Source organism: Citrobacter sp. CK194 (assembly GCF_030333395.1).
GTDB classification, from domain to species: Bacteria; Pseudomonadota; Gammaproteobacteria; order Enterobacterales; family Enterobacteriaceae; genus Citrobacter_B; species Citrobacter_B koseri.
The window spans coordinates 664,326-683,033 of sequence record NZ_JAOWGA010000019.1 but is presented as its reverse complement, the minus strand read 5'-3'; the positions used below and the strand labels follow the sequence as shown (position 1 = coordinate 683,033).

The 18,708-nt window shown below is 46.6% G+C and carries 17 protein-coding genes, 2 tRNA genes and 1 pseudogene; 10 read left to right on the top strand and 10 right to left on the bottom strand.

The features are described 5' to 3' along the window. Nucleotides 1–161: 161 nt before the first annotated feature. The 3 genes from OGX80_RS19325 to metC all read left to right on the top strand — a co-directional run bounded on the left by OGX80_RS19325 (nt 162) and on the right by metC (nt 3,777). Nucleotides 162–1,058: a LysR family transcriptional regulator gene (locus OGX80_RS19325; RefSeq protein WP_115181503.1), complete on the top strand. Its 897-nt coding sequence runs from the start codon at nt 162–164 to the stop codon at nt 1,056–1,058. Between the two features lie 318 nt (nt 1,059–1,376). Continuing rightward, complete coding sequence (locus tag OGX80_RS19320) at nt 1,377–2,564, top strand: amino acid permease (RefSeq protein ID WP_233594315.1); 1,188 nt, start codon at nt 1,377–1,379, stop codon at nt 2,562–2,564. Between the two features lie 40 nt (nt 2,565–2,604). Continuing rightward, the gene (metC, locus tag OGX80_RS19315; protein ID WP_115181501.1) at nt 2,605–3,777 is read left to right on the top strand and encodes a cystathionine beta-lyase; all 1,173 of its coding nucleotides are present in this window, start codon (nt 2,605–2,607) and stop codon (nt 3,775–3,777) included. On the opposite strand, the gene OGX80_RS19310 is transcribed toward metC, so the two are convergent. Beyond that, nucleotides 3,752–4,702, bottom strand: coding sequence for a LysR family transcriptional regulator (locus OGX80_RS19310; RefSeq protein WP_115181500.1), 951 nt, complete (start codon nt 4,700–4,702; stop codon nt 3,752–3,754). The two genes, metC and OGX80_RS19310, sit on opposite strands and share 26 nt — an antisense overlap. Before the next feature lie 137 nt (nt 4,703–4,839). On the opposite strand from OGX80_RS19310, the gene OGX80_RS19305 reads away from it, so the two are divergent. Both OGX80_RS19305 and OGX80_RS19300 read left to right on the top strand, forming a co-directional pair. Beyond that, nucleotides 4,840–5,331, top strand: coding sequence for a GNAT family N-acetyltransferase (locus OGX80_RS19305; protein ID WP_115181499.1), 492 nt, complete (start codon nt 4,840–4,842; stop codon nt 5,329–5,331). 153 nt (nt 5,332–5,484) lie between these two features. After that, a pseudogene (locus OGX80_RS19300) lies at nt 5,485–6,490 on the top strand (amino acid permease); the annotation flags it as partial. 291 nt (nt 6,491–6,781) lie between these two features. Here OGX80_RS19300 and OGX80_RS19295 read toward each other — a convergent pair. Together OGX80_RS19295 and OGX80_RS19290 are read right to left on the bottom strand one after the other, a co-directional pair. Beyond that, nucleotides 6,782–7,561, bottom strand: coding sequence for an SDR family oxidoreductase (locus OGX80_RS19295; protein WP_115181497.1), 780 nt, complete (start codon nt 7,559–7,561; stop codon nt 6,782–6,784). Continuing rightward, nucleotides 7,561–7,887, bottom strand: coding sequence for a nuclear transport factor 2 family protein (locus OGX80_RS19290; protein WP_115181496.1), 327 nt, complete (start codon nt 7,885–7,887; stop codon nt 7,561–7,563). Before OGX80_RS19290 ends, OGX80_RS19295 begins: the two co-directional genes overlap by 1 nt. 90 nt (nt 7,888–7,977) lie before the next feature. Here OGX80_RS19290 and OGX80_RS19285 point away from each other — a divergent pair, with 90 nt between their 5' ends. Then, nucleotides 7,978–8,304, top strand: a complete 327-nt coding sequence (locus tag OGX80_RS19285) for a winged helix-turn-helix transcriptional regulator (RefSeq protein ID WP_012131813.1) — start codon at nt 7,978–7,980, stop codon at nt 8,302–8,304. 289 nt (nt 8,305–8,593) lie between these two features. Here OGX80_RS19285 and OGX80_RS19280 read toward each other — a convergent pair whose 3' ends face one another. Further along, nucleotides 8,594–10,189, bottom strand: a complete 1,596-nt coding sequence (locus OGX80_RS19280; RefSeq protein ID WP_286471398.1) for an ATP-binding cassette domain-containing protein — start codon at nt 10,187–10,189, stop codon at nt 8,594–8,596. A 304-nt stretch (nt 10,190–10,493) separates the two neighbouring features. Between OGX80_RS19280 and OGX80_RS19275 the strand changes: the two genes are divergently transcribed. Together OGX80_RS19275 and OGX80_RS19270 are read left to right on the top strand one after the other, a co-directional pair. Next, nucleotides 10,494–10,967, top strand: a complete 474-nt coding sequence (locus tag OGX80_RS19275) for a cold-shock protein (protein WP_012131811.1) — start codon at nt 10,494–10,496, stop codon at nt 10,965–10,967. 127 nt (nt 10,968–11,094) lie between these two features. Next, nucleotides 11,095–11,634, top strand: a complete 540-nt coding sequence (locus tag OGX80_RS19270) for a DUF2058 domain-containing protein (RefSeq protein WP_012131810.1) — start codon at nt 11,095–11,097, stop codon at nt 11,632–11,634. A gap of 101 nt (nt 11,635–11,735) precedes the next feature. Here the strand turns inward: OGX80_RS19270 and OGX80_RS19265 are convergent. From OGX80_RS19265 to OGX80_RS22365, 3 genes are all read right to left on the bottom strand, one after another. After that, nucleotides 11,736–11,811 (bottom strand) — tRNA-Asn (locus OGX80_RS19265). An 87-nt stretch (nt 11,812–11,898) separates the two neighbouring features. Further along, a complete protein-coding gene (locus OGX80_RS19260; RefSeq protein ID WP_115182323.1) occupies nt 11,899–13,398 on the bottom strand; it encodes an EmmdR/YeeO family multidrug/toxin efflux MATE transporter in 1,500 nt (499 codons plus the stop codon). A 1-nt stretch (nt 13,399) separates the two neighbouring features. Next, nucleotides 13,400–13,552, bottom strand: a complete 153-nt coding sequence (locus OGX80_RS22365) for a DUF5951 family protein (RefSeq protein ID WP_153258860.1) — start codon at nt 13,550–13,552, stop codon at nt 13,400–13,402. A gap of 6 nt (nt 13,553–13,558) precedes the next feature. On the opposite strand from OGX80_RS22365, the gene OGX80_RS19255 reads away from it, so the two are divergent. Together OGX80_RS19255 and OGX80_RS19250 are read left to right on the top strand one after the other, a co-directional pair. After that, a tRNA-Asn gene (locus OGX80_RS19255) sits at nt 13,559–13,634 on the top strand. A 161-nt stretch (nt 13,635–13,795) separates the two neighbouring features. Continuing rightward, the gene (locus tag OGX80_RS19250) at nt 13,796–15,049 is read left to right on the top strand and encodes a tyrosine-type recombinase/integrase (RefSeq protein ID WP_115181493.1); all 1,254 of its coding nucleotides are present in this window, start codon (nt 13,796–13,798) and stop codon (nt 15,047–15,049) included. A gap of 537 nt (nt 15,050–15,586) precedes the next feature. On the opposite strand, the gene OGX80_RS19245 is transcribed toward OGX80_RS19250, so the two are convergent. The 3 genes from OGX80_RS19245 to OGX80_RS19235 are packed head-to-tail and all read right to left on the bottom strand — an operon-like array spanning nt 15,587 to nt 18,659. Beyond that, nucleotides 15,587–15,943: a helix-turn-helix domain-containing protein gene (locus OGX80_RS19245; RefSeq protein ID WP_115181492.1), complete on the bottom strand. Its 357-nt coding sequence runs from the start codon at nt 15,941–15,943 to the stop codon at nt 15,587–15,589. Nucleotides 15,944–15,998: 55 nt separating this feature from the next. Next, a complete protein-coding gene (locus OGX80_RS19240) occupies nt 15,999–17,531 on the bottom strand; it encodes a DHA2 family efflux MFS transporter permease subunit (RefSeq protein WP_115181491.1) in 1,533 nt (510 codons plus the stop codon). Nucleotides 17,532–17,534: 3 nt separating this feature from the next. Next, nucleotides 17,535–18,659 (bottom strand): HlyD family secretion protein, encoded by a 1,125-nt coding sequence (locus tag OGX80_RS19235; protein WP_115181490.1) that lies wholly within the window; start codon nt 18,657–18,659, stop codon nt 17,535–17,537. Nucleotides 18,660–18,708: the final 49 nt, after the last annotated feature.

Below are 18,708 nucleotides of genomic sequence, written 5' to 3'. Positions count from 1 at the left end.
AAAACTATTCACGATAACCCTCCTTTTCTCTGCTCGATATTTTTGTTTCATCTCCTGAGTTCAGCGTTAGTCATGGGCGCGTTTTCCTTTTGTTTATTTTCGATACTGGAACTGGCGTCATGGCCATTGCTTAAATCTATAGACTGGAAGCTGGAAAAGAGATGAATACACCCAAACTTTCAGGCTATCTCAACCAGTTTCAGGTGCTTATCAAAGTGGCAGAAACAGGTAATCAATCAAGGGCAGCCAGAGAACTGGGATTGACCCCTTCAGCTGTCAGCAAGAGCCTTACCCAACTTGAGGGGGTTGTTGGCAATGCGCTGATTTCTCGCGAGTCGCGTCCAATTCAGTTAACGGCAAGCGGGAGACGAATACTTCAGGTGGCACGACGGGTGATTGCTGACATTGAAGGACTGGCTGCCAGCGTAGAAACTGAAACACTGCGTATCAACTGTTCAGTGGCGTTTGGTTGCACCCACATTCCGCATATTTCAAATGCCTTTCAGCAGTTACACCCTGGTGTGTGCATTAACGTCACACTTGACGACCGTCTGATTAATCTGGCGCGCGATGAGTTTGATATCGCCTTAAGGATCTCTTCGGAAGCGGCACAATATGAAGACGATGATACGTGCCTGATGGATATCAGCTGGTTCTACTGTGCCTCTCCGGAATACCTGAAGTGTCATCCGCCGATTTACACCCCCGCCGATTTACGTTTTCATCAGTGTCTGGTCTACCCGCAAATGACCAGCGAGGGACGATGGACATTTCACCACGGAGTCAAGAGTGAAACGGTAAAAGTAATGCCCTATTTTTCGTGTAATTCCAGCCTGCTATTGCTGCAAAGAGCGTTAGCCCATGGTGGGGTTGCCTGTCTGCCGGATTATCTGGTGAGCCATTATCTGGATTCCGGGAAGTTAATACGTGTGCTGCCAGCTCACGATCCTGGCGTCACACATCGTTTGCAGGCCATTGTCTCGCCTTCAGTACAGGAGGACAAAACTATTATTCATTTCCTGGACTTTCTGAAGACTGCATTACGGGAAAAAATGTGATGGCGCGTTGATCATTGACGACACTATCTGTGAATAACATTCACAGTTATTGTTATATATCACTGCGAATCACAATTCAGCGATGCTGTCATCGGGACAATATTGTTTTACCAACACCTTCGTTAAAAGATGATCTTACAGAAATAGATTCTGTAATGACTAAAACCCTACACACATATTTATGGTTCGACAGAAAGCCAGAAAATATAAGTCTCTTTTAAGAGGTTGAAAATGATGGTAAACAGTGAAGATGCAGTGATTAAACATAGAATCCCATTCACCACCTACGATCTCGGATGGGTAGTATTGTGCATCGGCATGGCGATAGGCGCAGGTATTATCTACATGCCGATTCAGGCTGGTGTAAAGGGAATATGGGTATTTGTTGCCTCTATTTCATTAAGCTATCCAGCAATCTACTGGCTTCAGGACTTGTACCTTAAAACCTTAACCCAGACCCCAGCCTGTGACAGCTATGCAGAAATTATAACCCAGTATCTTGGTAAAAACTGGGGAGGATTATTAGGCGTCGCTTACTTTTTAATGTTGCTAATGGGTATTTTGAATTATGCCATGAGTCTGGTAAACGACAGCGCTGCGTATTTGCATAGCTACCACATTACCGACGATTTTTTATCCAAAACAGCATGGTATCCCCTGATTTTATTAGGTGTGATGGTGTTGATTGCTAACCAGGGTGAAAGATGGTTGTTTCGTATCTCCGGACCGATGATTTTCTTTAAACTTGCCGTGATTGTCTTTCTTGGCGCGGTAATGACCCCGTACTGGAGTATCAGCAATATCTCTGCTTTTCCTCCTGTCATGAGCTTTCTACGGGATGTTTTGCTAACGCTGCCATTTACGTTGTTTTCAATTTTGTTTGTTCAGATCCTCAACCCAATGAACATCGCGTATCGCAAACTGGAGTCCGACCCGGTTATTGCTTCGCTACGAGCGATCCGTGCTACGCGCATTGCCTACATCGTACTTGTCGTCAGCGTGCTGTTCTTCGCCTTCTCCTTTAGTTTTTCTATTACCAAAGAGGAGGCAGCGTCAGCCCTTGAACAAAATATCTCTGCTCTGGCGCTGGCATCACAAATCATGCCGGGAAATTTAGTGAGCATACTTTCAGTAACACTGAATATCTTTGCAATATTAACGGCATTCTTCAGTATTTATCTGGGGTTCAAAGAAGCCATTATGGGACTAACGGTTAATATGATATCCCGCATCTCAGGCAGCGAAAACATTAACCGCAGGTTGCTTTCAATCATTATTGCCGTAGCGATTGTCGTATTTCTCTGGGTTTGGGTCAGTTTTGATTTTTCAGTGATGCTGCTCATGCAAATTTCTGGCCCAGTATTTGGACTGGTAGCCTGTTTAATACCATTCTATCTGGTGAAAAGAGTCTCGGCGCTGGACAACCTGCGAGCCGGTAAAAATTATTATGTTGCATTTTATGGCGTTCTTCTTTGCATCTCGCCCTTTTTAAAATTTGTTGAATAAAATTGACCAACAGACCTGGTCATAAATTATGGATGTGTATATGAATAATCAATTCCTGAAATTATCAACCCGCTTAACACAAATGGGGCGGGATACTCGCGAACAGCACGGTTTTGTGAACAGCCCGGTGTATCGCGGTTCAACCGTTGTATTTGAAACTGTGGAAGATCTCGAAAACAATCGAGCGGCCTTTGCTTACGGTACGCTGGGCACGCCAACTATTAAAAATCTGGAAGATGCATGGACGGAGCTTGCAGGGGCTGCTGGCACAGTGATGTCACCTTCTGGACTGGGCGCCGTGGCCCTGGCGCTAATGACGACACTCAAGGCAGGAGATCATCTCCTGATGCCGGACTCCGTATACCGCCCAACGCGTAATTTTTGCGATCTCACTCTGCAAAAATTTGGCGTCACAACCACTTATTACGACCCGATGGTGGGAGAAGATATCTGCGCACTGATCCGCCCTGAAACCAGCACGCTATTTCTGGAGTCTCCCGGTTCGCAAACCTTTGAGATTCAGGACGTCCCGCTGCTTACCCGCATTGCACGTAGCCGGAATATTAAGACTATCATCGATAACACCTGGGCAACGCCGCTGTTCTTCCAGGCACATCAACACGGCTGCGATATCTCTGTGGAAGCCGGGACCAAATACCTTAGTGGACATTCTGACTTGCTGATGGGGATGGTGAGCGCTAATGCCGAGACCTGGCCTGCGCTACGTGCCACCTATGACAGTATGGCCATGTTACCGGGTGCAGAAGACTGTTTCCTTGCCTTACGTGGTTTGAGAACGTTGCATATTCGCCTGAAAGAAGCGGAAGCACGGGCACTGGCAATTGCTCACTGGCTTGCAGAACAACCTGAAGTCAAAACTGTACTCCACCCCGCAATGCCGGATTGTCCGGGACATGAAATATGGAAGCGAGACTTTACGGGATCGTCAGGGCTGTTCTCTGTGGTGCTTGATCCCGTATTCAGCAAACAGGCGGTAACACGCATGCTGAATGACATGCAGCTGTTCGGAATGGGGTATTCCTGGGGCGGTTTTGAAAGCCTGATTATTCCTTTCGACTGCCGGGAATATCGAACTGCGACAACCTGGAACAAGAAGGGAGAAACCCTCCGGCTCCAGATTGGCCTGGAAGATCCGGATGACCTGATCATCGATCTGCGTCAGGGGCTTAATCGGCTGCATTCATTGACGTAATCGGGTTTTGCGGCTCGCAAACCTGCAAAATTTGCTCTTTCATCCATAAATGTCCAGGTGAGTTACTGAGCTGTGGGCTGTAATAAACCTTCAGAATATACTGGGGTGTCGGGAATGGAGGAGCAAACACCACAAGATTTTTCATATCAAAAACAGATGAGATGCCCCGCTTGGGAAGCGTGATGACCAGATCAGTATTTGAAACAATGAGCGGGGCAATCATCAGACTTGGCAATTCAACAACAATTCGGCGGCGTACCTGCTGACTTTCCAGATAACGGTCGATAGCACCACGGGATTCCAGCCATGGGCGTACTACCACGTGTCCGGCGCTAAGATAGCGCTCATGGGTAAGGGAATCATGAATTTCAGGATGACCACGTCGTACAGCAACCACGTAATCATCAGTAAAGCAGGTAATGGACTCAATACCTCGTCGGGGGTTTTTCTGCTCTTCTTCAAAACCAAGGGCAAAATCGACTTTACCCGAAAGCAGATCTTCATCGGCGTTAAAATCGCGTGAGTAGATAAGCTTAATGGTAATGCCCGGCGCGAGGCTGTTAACTCTCGCGATCAGGCCAGGCAGAATCACAGCGGCAGTGTAGTCCGTGGCGGCAAAAGTAAACGTCTCCCGGCTTTTTTCCGGCTCAAAGTGTTCAGGCTCATGCAGGCAAGTCGAGAGACTGCTCAGAGCGGCGGAAACGTTGGCGGCAATGCTCTCTGCTTTTGACGTTGGCACCATGCGTCCGCCGGTGCGCACAAATAAGGGATCATCCAGTGAGGCACGTAAACGATTGAGCGCATGGCTCAGCGCCGATGGACTTAGCGCCATTTCGTTAGCTGCTTCCGTTACGCTCCCATGCCGATAAAGAGAATCGAAGATAAGCAATAAATTCAGATCGGTCTTGCGCAACGTCGACATCATGGTTCTTTTTTCCGGGGCAAATTTGAAAACAGCGATTAATGAATATTATACATTTTATTGTTGCATAAAATGCAGCGAAAGCATGATTAAAAAAAGATAGTATATTTCCAACAAAATGATTCTGAAGAGGCAAAACTATGTCTACCCCTGTATTCCGTCAGGCCACTGCCGCCGATGTCGATCGTTGCTATGATATTGAAATCACATCCTACGAAGGGGATGAAGCCGCAACGCGCGAGAAAATTGCCACCCGTATTAACCGCTATCCGGAAGGTTTCCTGTGTATGGAGCTGAACGGCGACGTTATTGGTTTCATCAATGCAGGCTGCGCATGGGAAGTCGTGATGTCTGATGAAGAGTTTAAAGAACTTGTTGGACACGATCCGGATGCACCCAATGCCGTGATTATGTCTGTCGTGGTTCACCCGGATTATCAGGGCAAAGGATACTCGTCGTTGCTGATGCGTGAATTCGTGGCGCAAATGAAAGCAATGAACAAAAAAACTATTCACCTGTTGTGTAAAGATCGCCACGTCGATCTGTATGCTCATTTCGGTTACCAGTATATAAAACCGTCAGAGTCAGACCACGGTGGTATGGCCTGGCATGAAATGATGATGACACTCTGATTTAACGATCCAGACACGACTCTTTTTCTGTTAATCTCCGGTTTGCGCTGACAGTTTGCTGTGGTTGTCAGCGCCTCCTCACCTGATTTTTTTTATGCAAAATACTCAAACTACTCCGCAGACGCTTAAGCGTACCCTGCGTACACGCCACCTTTCGATGATCGCTATTGGTGGTTCTATAAGGTCGCTACGGCAGTAATTTTCATTGTGCTGGGATTACTGATGATTACCGGTATCCTGCGTGGGGCACCTGACGCCGGGTTGCATAACTGGCAAACAGGTTCAGGGCCATTTGCAGGCAATATCTTCAGTATGATCGGCGTGGCGATGGTTGTTGGTGTTTCTTTCCAGGGGACTGAACTGATAGGTATTGCCGCAGGTGAGGCTCAAGAGCCAGAGAAAGCCATTCCGCGCGCCATGCGCCAGGTTTTCTGGCGAATTTTGCTGTTCTACGTTTTTGCGATTCTGGTGATCAGCCTGATTGTGCCTTATACCGATCCGCACCTGCTGCAATCCGATGTAGATAACGTCAGCATGAGTCCGTTTACACTGGTATTCCAGAATGCAGGGTTATTATCCGCCGCGGCGATCATGAATGCGGTTATCCTCACCTCCGTGGTCTCAGCCGGTAACTCTGGGCTATACGCTTCAACCCGCATGCTCTTTAACCTGGCGCGTGAAGGAAAGGCTCCTGCATTTTTACCCATCTGACACGTAACGGCGTGCCGCTGCTTGCTTTGCTGGCAACTGCCATGGTGTCGGCACTGTGTTTTTTATCGTCGATGTTTGATAACGCATCTGTCTATATGTGGTTACTGAACATGACGGGAATGACTGGCTTTATTGCCTGGTTAGGGATTGCCGTCAGCCACACTACCGTTTTCGACGTGGATATGTACAGCAGGGCCATAACGTTGACATCCTGCCTTATCGTTCAGCGTTTTTCCCTACGGGGACTATCTTTGCCTTCTTACTCTACCTGGTAGTAACACCAGGCCAGAACTATCAAGCGTTTTTGCATGACAAAATCGACTGGTACGGAGTGGCGTCCACCTATATCGGTATTCCGATATTTCTGGTGTTATGGACGGGCTATAAGATAACCACTCGCAGTCGATGGATAAGGTATGACGAGATGCGTTTTAATAAGCAGGAGTAATGGTTATATCTGTTGTCGCCAGCGTTTAACACTTTTTGATGCACAGTCAATCGCCCTGCAAGATAGCGCGGGAACAGCGGCGACCACTCACTGGCGATCGCCGTAAGCTCACCTGATTATTCTCCATGTGAATGTAGCTGTCCTGTGTTTTAATCAACGTCTGCACCTCGCTTATAGCAGACTGTTCACTTACGTCAGACTGTTTTGCGTCAAAACGGACGCCACGATTAACCATTTTCTGCCTCTGGCGATCTTAATCGGCTCATAATTCGGGCCGATTAAGATACATAATTACACCGTCGGGATGGTGCCGCCATCTATCACATATTCGGTGCCGGTGATGGCGGCAGCATGAGACGACGCGAGGAAAGCAATGAGCTTCGCCACCTCAATGGGCTTTGACGGACGACCAAGAGGAATACCCCCGAGTGCATTCATGATGATTTGCTTACCGCCTTCGTAATCCGTTCCCGCCTGCTTCGCCAGTCGCTCTGCCATAGCTACCGAAGCTTCGGTTTCGATCCAGCCGGGCGCAACACGAACCACACGGACCCCCTTCGGGGATACCTCTTTCGACAGGCTCTTGCTGTACGCCGACAGCGCAGCTTTTGCCGCCGCATAACCGGTGGTCGATTCCGGTAACGGCAGTTCACGCTGGATAGAGGTGACGTGAATGATAACCCCGCTGCCCTGTGCCAGCATCCCTGGCAACAGCGCGCGATCTAAGCGTACCGCTGGCAGCAGATTAAGGTTGAGTTCCTGCTGCCACTCCGTTTCGCCCAGTGCTGCAAAGCCACCACCAGGTGAGGTAGAACCGCCCGCAACATGGATGATGACGTCGACACCTCCCAGATGCATCTGAACGGCTTCAGCTACTGAAGCACACCCGTTGACCGTGGTCAGGTCCGCCGCCACGAAGGCGTCGGCGATACATTCTGTGGGCGTATGACGCGCGGTGGTTAACACCCTGGCTCCCAGTTGCTTTAATAATCCAACGACCGCTTTGCCGACGCCTTTGGTGCCGGCAGTAACCAGTATGCGTTTGTCCTGAAAATCAAGATCTAACGACATCAGATAATCTCCAGTGTGTTGATCTTGTCGCCGACCAGGCCGAAAGCATGTTTAAGCACGACCGGGCTGCCGGGAAAATTACCGACGACGTTTGAGGTGACCGTCACCCGGTGGCCTTCGGTGAGGAACTGAACCGGCTCAACGCTGTAGTCAAACGCGGCCTGTGCGGCACGTTGCCATGCCTCGATCGCTGCGTGTCCCTTATGCGTTTTACCTTCGTCTGTCACGACAGCATCGGCGGTAAAACAGTGCTTAACGTTGGCAATATCTGCTCCGTTGCTGATCGCAAAATAGTCAGAAATAGCGTGCGGTAGGGCTAATGACATGGCGCTTTACTCCCGTTGTTTACAGTACAGGAATTTTCAACATAGACTGTGAAATTGACAAGTACGCACGAAAAAGTGAGCAACTGAATTATGAGTAAGTTATACACTCCAGAATCTGCCGCAAGCGGCGTGGAGCATGTGCTGCGACTGCTGGAAGGTCGCTGGAAATTAATTATTCTTTTTCATCTGTTCGATGGAAAGGTACAGCGCTATTCTGATTTTGAAAAACTGATCCCGGGTATTTCACAGAAGATGCTGGCTCAGCAACTGCGACAACTGGAAGCCGACGGCATAGTATCACGCACGGTGTACCCTCAGGTGCCGCCGAAAGTGGAATATCGCCTGACCGAGTGGGGGCAAGAACTGTGCCCGGCCCTTGATGCAATGCTGAAATGGGCGGAAAAACGCGAAGATTAGTTGTCACTGGAGCCTTTTTGTCGTGAGCGAAAATCACTGATATCCGGTTTTCGCTCAAATCGGACATGGTTATGCAGAGCCTCTTGTCCGGCGTACACCGGGGCAATGACGATATATTTGGATGGGTTACATCTGGAATGACGTGCAAATACCTGCGTACCATTCCCATAGTATTAAACTGCCTGAGTCATCACCGATTTAAACTGCGCATGCCACATGTCGTAAAATTTTCCCCGACGGCTTATCAACGCAGTGAAGTCCCCATTTTCGATGACCTCTCCAGCAGACATCACGATAATCCTAGCCTGTGCGTCACTGCGATCACGGTTGTGTTCAGGGCCAGAATATCATTAAACAGCCGGTGCTCAGTTTCAGGATCGAGTGATGAAGAGAACTCATCAAAAATAAACAGATTGGCCTTTCGGTATAGCGCCCGTGCAATCGCGAGCCGCTGCCACTGCCCTATGGAGAGTTCATCGCCGCCGAACTGCTTGCCCAGCCGGGTGTGCTGGTCATACGGAAATCCTACTTTTTTCAGTAATTCATCAACCGCTGACGACGGGGTTTCTGCATCATAATTATTCAGGGCAATGTTTTCGCCCACCGTGAACTCGTATTTTCCGTAATCCTGAAACACGGTGGCTATCTGGTTCCGGTAACTTTCAATATCCAACCTGTCGAGCGGCACGCCTGACACAGACACAGCCCCCTCACTGAAGGCGTACATGCGCAGGATCATTTTAATCAGAGTTGTTTTTCCGCTGCCGTTCTCACCGAGAATAGCGACCTTTTCACCGGGGGCAATTTCAAGGTTAACCCCATTCAGGGCTGGACGATTACGCCCCTCATACTGAAACCGGAGTTTGTGAATGCTGAGGGCAAAAGGTGTTTCGGCGGGTAAGGTAAGGTGCCCGTTTTTCACCGGTTCAATCTTATCCGTCATAAACGCATGGTAGCGGGTGAAAAAACTGCTCATGCTGACGAGATTCGAACCATAATTGGCTATCTCGTCGAGGTGCGATTTCATCATCACAATGGACTGAAACACCATCACCAGCGCGCTCACGGCAATATCACTGGTGCGTAAGTTGTTTAAAAAAAGAGTTACCCCGACGAACAGCATAGTCAGGCTCAGCATCATGGCCGGCACAGGCGTGATTAGCGCGCGGATGCGCTGTTTGTGCATGCGATTATAGGTATTGCGAGCGGACGCATTGAATTTAGTCAGCAGATATTTACCAAGACCGTAAAGCCGGATCTCCTGCAAAAAACTCTTGTCCATACTGACGCCATATACGTAGCGCATCGCAATCGCATCTTTAGACGTGAAGAATAAATCCCGCACGTATCTCTGCTGGATACGCATATTGATGGCAATCATCGGTATGGCGGAAAGCGCGCAAATGGCCGCCCCTGCTCCTGAATAGTTGATCAGAACCAGCAGCAGACTGCCGGCCATGACGATTGCCCGGATAACGTAAATGATACAGATGATGAAATTAAGCGGTCGATACGCCGCTTCTTTTTTCAAATATTCCAGCTGCTCGTAACGCTCCTTATTATCAAACAGGCTCAGGGAAAAGGAGTCGTTCATACGGCACATAATCTTAGCGCTGAAGTGATTGGTCGAAATCTCCGTGGCATCCCCCTGAACAAGATTGACCAGGGGCTGCATAAGCTGCATGCCAAGGAGTGAAACACACCAGACCGCAACGCTCAGCATCAGATCGCCGTCGGTGGTTTGCACTGCATGCAGCGTGTTGATTATTTGGCCGGTCATAAAGATGTTAAGGGCCGGTATCAGCCCCTGAAGCAATACAACGACGATAAGTGCGGTAATACGAAGTGGGCATGACGCAAAGACGTACCTGATAGCCAGTAGCACTGACGACCTCCCTTGTTGCAGTAGCCATAGATCGTGTGAGTCGCAGATCATGATAGATGAGAATGGCACTCAATTGCATTAATGGAATGTATTGAACAGTGAACTGGGTTGTGAAGTAGACGTTCTCTCCATCCCTGACCATCGGCCAAATGCAATCGCGACTTCCCCTCCCCCAACGCCCCCCTGGTCTGATGGACATTTATCACCCAAACTTAAGCCAAAGACATGGTCTGCGTGGGCATTGTGCTTTACACTGCGCGCTGTAAAAACTGAGTAGATAAACGATTAACCAGGCGGTAAGGCGATGAACGGAACAATCACAACGTGGTTTAAAGATAAAGGTTTTGGATTTATCAAAGATGAAAATGGTGATAATCGCTATTTTCATGTGATTAAGGTTGCCAACCCTGAGCTGATTAAGAAAGACGCGGCGGTGACTTTTGAACCCACCACCAATAACAAAGGCTTATCCGCTTATGCTGTGAAAGTCATCCCGGAAAGCAAATACATCTATATCGCGGGCGAGCGCCTGAAGCTCACGTCAATCAAGTCTTATCTGGTTTACAGCGAAGAAGTGCCAGCCGATACCCGAATTGATAAAGAAAACGCGGTGCTGTCTGTGGGCGTGCTGATGAGTAGTATCAGACCCAAATCAGCCGCAAAGCCCGGTGAAATGCGCTCGCTGAGAAAACTGGCAATCACCACCTTCCAGGGAACGACATTAATCTTCTCGGAAGATGAGATAGACATAGAGGCCACGGTGAAACTGCTCAAGTAATTCATCTGAATCCCGTGCCGGAATCCTGCGCCATTCATAAACAGAATTCCGGCTCGCGTGCGCCAGGTACAGACGCAAAAATTACGGGTATAATCACATACATTATTCAACGGTTTCAGAAGCGAAGATGACAAAACTCACCTTACAAGAGCAGATGCTAAAAGCGGGATTAGTAACCAGTAAAAAAATGGCCAAAGTCCAGAGAACGGCTAAAAAATCACGAGTTCAGGCGCGTGAAGCAAGAGAGGCTGTGGAAGAAAATAAAAAAGCGCAACTTGAGCGTGATAAACAGCTAAGCGAGCAACAAAAACAAGCGGCTTTATCTAAAGAATATAAAGCGCAGGTGAAGCAACTTATTGAAATGAATAGAATCAGCATTTCAAAAGGCGATATTGGTTTTAACTTCACAGATAATAACTTAATTAAAAAAATAGATGTGGATAAGGCGACGCAAGCCCAGTTGATTAATGGTCGCCTCGCCATTGCGCGTTTAGTTGTTGATAACGGTGGGGAATGTGAATACGCGATTATCCCCGCAAGCGTAGCCGATAAAATTGCACAGCGAGATGCTAACAGTATCGTCCTAAATAGTGCGCTTAGTCAGGAAGAGCAGGACGAAGAAGATCCGTATGCTGATTTTAAAGTGCCTGATGATTTGATGTGGTAATCAACGTTTGTCGATCAGCGTCCGGCGTGCCGGGCACTGAAAGAACTGAATGCCGATGACGGAAAGCAAAAAGCCCGCTAAAAAGCGGGCTTTTCTGAATTTGGCTCCTCTGACTGGACTCGAACCAGTGACATACGGATTAACAGTCCGCCGTTCTACCGACTGAACTACAGAGGAATCGTGTGAACGGGGCGCATATTAACGACGCTCACGATCATTGTCAAAGCCTGAATGCACAAACACGTTCGTTTGCCGAAATATTCTTCATTTCGTTGGAGATTCAGGCTGAACGGGCGATTTTATGCGCTCTTCACGCTCAGGACGTGGGTATTTCCATAGCCAACGACCGCTGACCATACGCCAGTAAAACAGTGCAGCGCGCACCGCCCAGTCAAAGAACATCCCCAGCCAGACCCCGACAACGCCCCAGCCAAGCACGATCCCCAACGTGTAACCCGCAACCACGCGGCAGCCCCACATCCCCAGCATCGAAACCCACATTGCAAAACGTGCGTCCCGCGCCCCTTTAAACCCTGAGGGCAACACCCAGGACGCAGACCAAATCGGCATAAACGCCGCGTTCAGCCAAATCAGAACCACGACAACATCTTTTACATCCTGATCGTGGGTATAAAACGAGGCCATCAGTCCCGCAAACGGCGCGCTTAACCATGCAATCGCGGTCAGTCCAATGGTAGATAGCCAAAACACATGACGAAGCTGAACCTCTGCCTGGGAAATCTGACCATTCCCCAGCCGTCGGCCAGTGATGATTGTCGATGCAGAACCCAACGCGTTTCCGGGCAGGTTGATCAGCGCGGCAATTGAAAAAGCGATGAAGTTACCGGCAATAACGCTGGTCCCCATCCCCGCCACAAACATCTGCGTTAACAATTTCCCACCGTTGAACAAAACAGATTCGATACTCGCAGGGATACCAATTCCCATCACTTCCCAGATAATGGTGAAGTTCAGCGGCTTAAAATAGCTCTTCAACGTAATGCGCAATGCCGGGTTAAAACCAATCATCAACACCCAGATAATGGCGACGGCTCCGATATAGCGAGAGATGGTCAGCCCGAGTCCCGCCCCGACAAAACCCAGCCCCTGCCAGGAAAAAACGCCATAAATCAGGACGCTGCTGATCATGATGTTAAGAATATTCATACCGCCATTGATCAACAGCGGAATTTTGGTATTTCCGGCTCCACGCAATGCACCACTGCCAATCAGGGCGATGGCCGCAGCGGGATAGCTGATCACCGTCAGTTCCAGGTATGTCAGCGCCAGAGCCTTCACCTCGGAAGACGCCTCCCCGGCCACGACATCAATAATCTGTTCGCCAAAATAGTGAATAACCGCCGCCAGCACGATGGCAAAAAGCGTCATGATCACCAGTGACTGTCTCGCGGCGGCCCTGGCGCGACGACGATCGCGTTTTCCCAGGCTAAACGCCACAACCACGGTCGTCCCCAGATCGATAGCAGCAAAAAACGCCATAATGACCATGTTGAAGCTATCGGCAAGCCCTACCCCGGCCATCGCCTCTTTACCCAACCAACTGACCAGAAAGGTGCTCAGCACCCCCATTAGCAGTACGCAGGTATTTTCCAGAAAGATAGGCACGGCAAGCGGGGTGATTTCACGCCAGAAAAGAACCTTATAACTCTTACGTTTGGCATACCAGGGCGTACGAGAGACGGCCTGGCGTAAGGCTGCGGAGACGTTCAAAGTGGACCTTAATGAAGAAAGTTGAAACCTCATTTCAAATAATGAGGGAGAATCCAAAAAGCTGCAAAGTTTTTTCCCTGTAAAATGTCTGCAATTGCAACAAACTGTTGAGAGAAGCAGCAATTGAACCGTCACCAGGGAAATGAGGTTTGACAAAAGATTTTTCGCCGCTAAGATAAGCCTCCACAACGATTCCTCTGTAGTTCAGTCGGTAGAACGGCGGACTGTTAATCCGTATGTCACTGGTTCGAGTCCAGTCAGAGGAGCCAATTTCCTGTTTTCATGCATCTTTGCGAATCCTTATCTGATGTTGATTCAAGAGGTTAGCGTGAAAACTCTTCCCGGTGCATTTTGATTTTACCCTCCGCATCGGGAAAAATTGGTGGTCAAATCTGGGGTCAGGTTAGTTCGATAATGGAGTGACCCCCATATGTCCCTTACCGACGCGAAAATCCGCACTCTCAAGCCTTCTGATAAACCCTTTAAAGTCTCCGATTCTCACGGTCTGTATTTGTTGGTAAAACCACACGGTTCCCGTCACTGGTATCTCAAGTACCGAATTAACGGTAAAGAATCCCGTATTGCACTGGGAGCCTATCCTGCTGTCTCCCTGTCTGATGCCCGACAACAGCGTGAAGGTATCCGTAAACTGCTGGCACTGAACATCAATCCGGCACAACAACGTACTGCTGAACGTAGTTCACAAATACCGGAGAAAATTTTTAAAAACGTGGCACTGGCGTGGCATAAAAGTAACAGAAAATGGTCGAAGAATACCGCTGATCGTATGCTTGCCAGCTTGAGCAACCATGTATTTCCGGTTATCGGACATCTGTCAATCTCAGAACTAAATCCTCGTCATTTCATTGACTTGTTAAAAAGGATTGAGGGAAAAGGTTTGCTGGAAGTCGCATCCCGTACTCGGCAACACCTTTGCAGCATCATGCGCCATGCGGTTCATCAGGGATTAATCAGCACCAACCCGGCGGCAAATCTTGAAGGCGTGACGGCACCTCCCGTTAGACGGCATTATCCCGCCCTGCCGCTGGAGCGCCTACCAGAATTGCTTGAACGCATTGACGGTTATCATCGGGGGCGCGAACTGACCCAGCTTGCCGTCCTGCTGACGCTGCATCTGTTCATTCGCTCCAGTGAGCTGCGCTTTGCCCGCTGGCCAGAGATTGATTTAAGAAATAAAATCTGGACGATACCTGCCTCACGTGAATCCATTGCAGGCGTACGTTATTCTGGGCGAGGTGCAAAAATGCGCAACCCGCATATTGTCCCCCTTTCAGTACAGGCTATCGCCATTCTGAAAAGGATTCAGGACATATCTGGTGAGTATGTACTGGTGTTCCCCGGCGACCATAACCCGTACAAACCGATGTGTGAAAATACAATCAACAAGGCACTGCGTCTGATGGGATACGACACGAAACGGGATATCTGTGGTCATGGCTTCCGGGCAATGGCGTGCTGCGCTCTAATGGAGTCCGGTTTATGGTCGCAGGATGCGGTGGAGCGCCAGATGAGTCATCAGGAGCGCAATTCTGTGCGTCTGGCTTACCTTCATAAGGCGGAACATCTAGAAGCCCGCAAGGCTATGATGCAGTGGTGGTCAAATTATTTGGATAAAAATTATGAGAAGTATGTAGCGCCTTATATTTACGCAAATTTAAAATAGCTTCCGAAAAATAACAACATTTAAAAACAGGCCTTATAATAGCAAAGCCTGTTTTTTTATAGTAGTAAAATGCCTGCATAGCACATCCATAGAAGATACTCCCGTAAAATTTCTTACGAACATACACTTTTTTAGGAAGGTGTATTTGTAGTGATACCGCCGAAAGTGTCGTGCTATCCAGGCTGAGTATAGTAACAAATTCACCGTACACGTCTCGGTAGAGTTTAACAAACGTAATATATGATTTAGCATAAAAGGATATGACTAACTTATATAGCTCTCTATGAAATAGTCACAAAAATATTTACGAGGATAGAAACGCAACACAGTTTTGCTTATCATAATGTATTTTCCTCTAAAAGTCTCATCGTACAACAAAACATTATCATTTTATCTTTATTACTTTATAATAAAACTTAAAGCATACGACAACTATATTTCAAAAGATCAGTACTGAGAATTGAAGCATAATTAGGAAATGAACAATATCAAAACGTATTAATTCCAGATTAGTGAGATACATAACATCGCACCAATTCAACTAGGTTGAATAGCTCCGTTTTTTCGTATATCTCTCGGTGATTGTCGAAGTTCTTTCTTTACCGTTCTAGAAAAAACCTGCTGGCTCGTGAACCCGAGGGAAGTTGAAATATCAATAACTGACATATCCGTATTTACCAAAAGTTGATAAGCATGTGACAGTTTTCTTTCTCGAATATATTTACCTAAGCTAATGCCAGTTTCCTCTTTAAAAATGCGTTGAAAATGCCATTTAGAATATCCGGACTTTGCTGAAATCCTTTCAATATGCAACTGCTCCTCTAAGTTTTCATTTATCCATTCAATTACATCTCTTACAACTACCTTATAAATTTTTTTTGAGTTTTCTGCCATTATTTTTCCGCCTCCAAAATAGCGAATATAAATCAAAAATAACATGAGTAAAAACTTAATGCCCTATATTTTTATGAAGTGGATGCTCAGTTTTTTTTATGAACCAAATAATGCTAATCGAACATAGCATAAGAAGTGTTGCTAACTGGTAGAAATTATTTGTAGCCAACATTACAGCTTGTTCATCAACCATTTTAGATAGTAATAAAGTAGATGAGTTCAGAGGGATTCTATTTTGAGCTGCAAGAGCATTTAAGTTTGTCATCACATCTGGTTGCATAGAGGATACCAATGTTGAACGGTTAAATTTAGACATATGTTCCCAGTATGTCTGAGTCAAAGATGAGCCTATCGCCATACTCATTACACGAAGGAAATTCTGGAGCCCAGCTCCAGCTGCAACTTGATCGGTCGGCAGTTGAGATACTCCTAGCGATGTTAACGTAATAAGGCAAGCAGGGACTCCAGCACCTAATATGACCATCGGTAATGCAACTGACATAAAATCAGCCTGTGTAGTCAGAAACGAACGCATAACAAAGGAAACAGCCAACATTCCCATGCCATAACTTACTAATAGACGAGGATCGAACTTTGGTAGCATACGACCAATAATAGGTGAGCTAAGAACGGCAAGGATCCCCATAGGGCTAGTTGCATAACCAGCCCAAGTTGCGGTATAGCCCATCCATTGTTGCAACCATAAAGGTGTTAATACTATGTTCCCAAAAAAGATACCAAACATCATACATAGTGCTATCGTCGACACTAGCCAATTTCGAGACTTAAACACACGGAGATCAATGATGGGGGCATCAGAGTTGAGCACCCAAATAATTAATAGAATTAAAGAAATTAAAGAAATTAAAGAACATATAATAATAAAACTTGAGGAAAACCAGTCTAACTCTCGGCCTTTATCTAAAGTAATTTGAAATGTGGAAACAAATAGAATTAGAAGGCTCAAACCAACTCTATCTAAACGGGAACGTTTAATGAGTGTTTCTCTATCTTTCAAGACCCACCATGCCCCACATCCAACGATAAAACCAAAAGCAATGTTGATATAAAACACCCATTGCCAACTCCAATTATCAGAAATAACCCCACCAAGAATAGGTCCGAATATTGGTGCGATGACAGTCATCATTCCCCATAGAGCGACAGCTATATTTGATTTACTTTTCGGAAAAACTGCAATAAGCAACGTAGCAGAAAGAGGAATTAACGGTCCTCCAGCTAATCCTTGTAACACCCTAAAAATAGTAAGACTGGTTAACGACCACGATAACCCACAACAAACGGAAAATAAAACAAATGCAATAATGGCCAAGAGAAAAGTACGTACTTGGCCAAACTGAGATGCTATCCAACCTGTAAGAGGTACTGTTATTGCTTCTGCAACAGCATAGGCAGTGATGATCCATATACCTTCTGTTGTTGAAACGCCGAGATATCCAGAAATTGTCGGCATTGCAACATTAGTAATAGTTGTATCAAGTACGACCATAAAATTCCCAAGGGAAAGCGCAATTGCAGCAACAATAAGTTTTACACCTGTCAAGTGAGGAAAAGTAATTCTAGACATTGATTATTCTCCTTCGTTGACATCATCTGAAGTGAGGTCTACAGTCGCAACCATCGATAATCCCACACGCAGTGGATTATTAAGTAACTCTTTCTTCGTTAAGTGAATACGAACCGGTAATCTCTGTATAACTTTTATCCAATTCCCTGTCGCATTTTGAGCTGGAATCAAGGACAGCGCTGAGCCAGTACCGCCATCAAAACCTACAATTTTCCCATGATAGATAATACTGTTTCCATAAAGGTCCGAAATTAGTTCAACTTTTTGTCCAACCCTAACATTTTTAAGTTGGTTTTCTTTAAAATTCGCATTGACGTAAATACCTTCAAGGGGAACAATTCTCATTAACCGTTCTCCTGCTTTAGCAAATCTTCCAATCTCTGCAGTACGTTGAGTGATAATTCCAGAGACCGGAGCTCGGATGATTGTTCGATCAAGATTAGTTCTAGCTTGCTCAAGGCGAGTTTTTGCAGCTAAAACAATAGGATTATTATCAATCGTTGTGTCTAGAAATAATGTCTCATTTGCTTTCCTAGTACCTTCAGCTTCTATAGCATCAGCCTGGGCAGCTTTTAGAGCAGACTTAGCAGACTCCAGCATTGCGCTAGCTTCACGTAGCTCAGTTTTAGCGTTTGTAAAATCCTGTTCAGAGATGGCACCTGTTTTTATAAGATTTTTACGACGCTTCACGTCTAGAGCAACTTTATCAAAATGGGCCTGTGCACGATTCACTTGATGTACTGATTCAAGAATGTTTGCTTCGCGTGACCTCAGGTTACCATTCAAAGCGATATCATTAGCCATAATCTGCATCACTTTTCTACGTGCAGTTTCCAAATTAGATTCCGCTTGCATGAATGCAATTCTGGCATCAGTATCATCGATCACAACCAAAACATCACCAACATGCACAAATTGGGTATTTATCACCTTAACTTTTTTAATTGGTCCTTCGATAAGAGGGGTTATTTCTGCCAATTCAGCAGCCGTGTAGGCATTATCCGTAGACACTGTTTTATTAGAAATAAAAACTGACAAAACGAAGTAGAGAAAAACCAACAACACCAATAAAAAAAAAGTTATAATAATTTTCTTTCTGTTCATATTTTTCTGTCCCAAATTGAGCATCTATTCTCTATCATTGTTGACATAGGAACTCCTCCCTAATTATATGTTT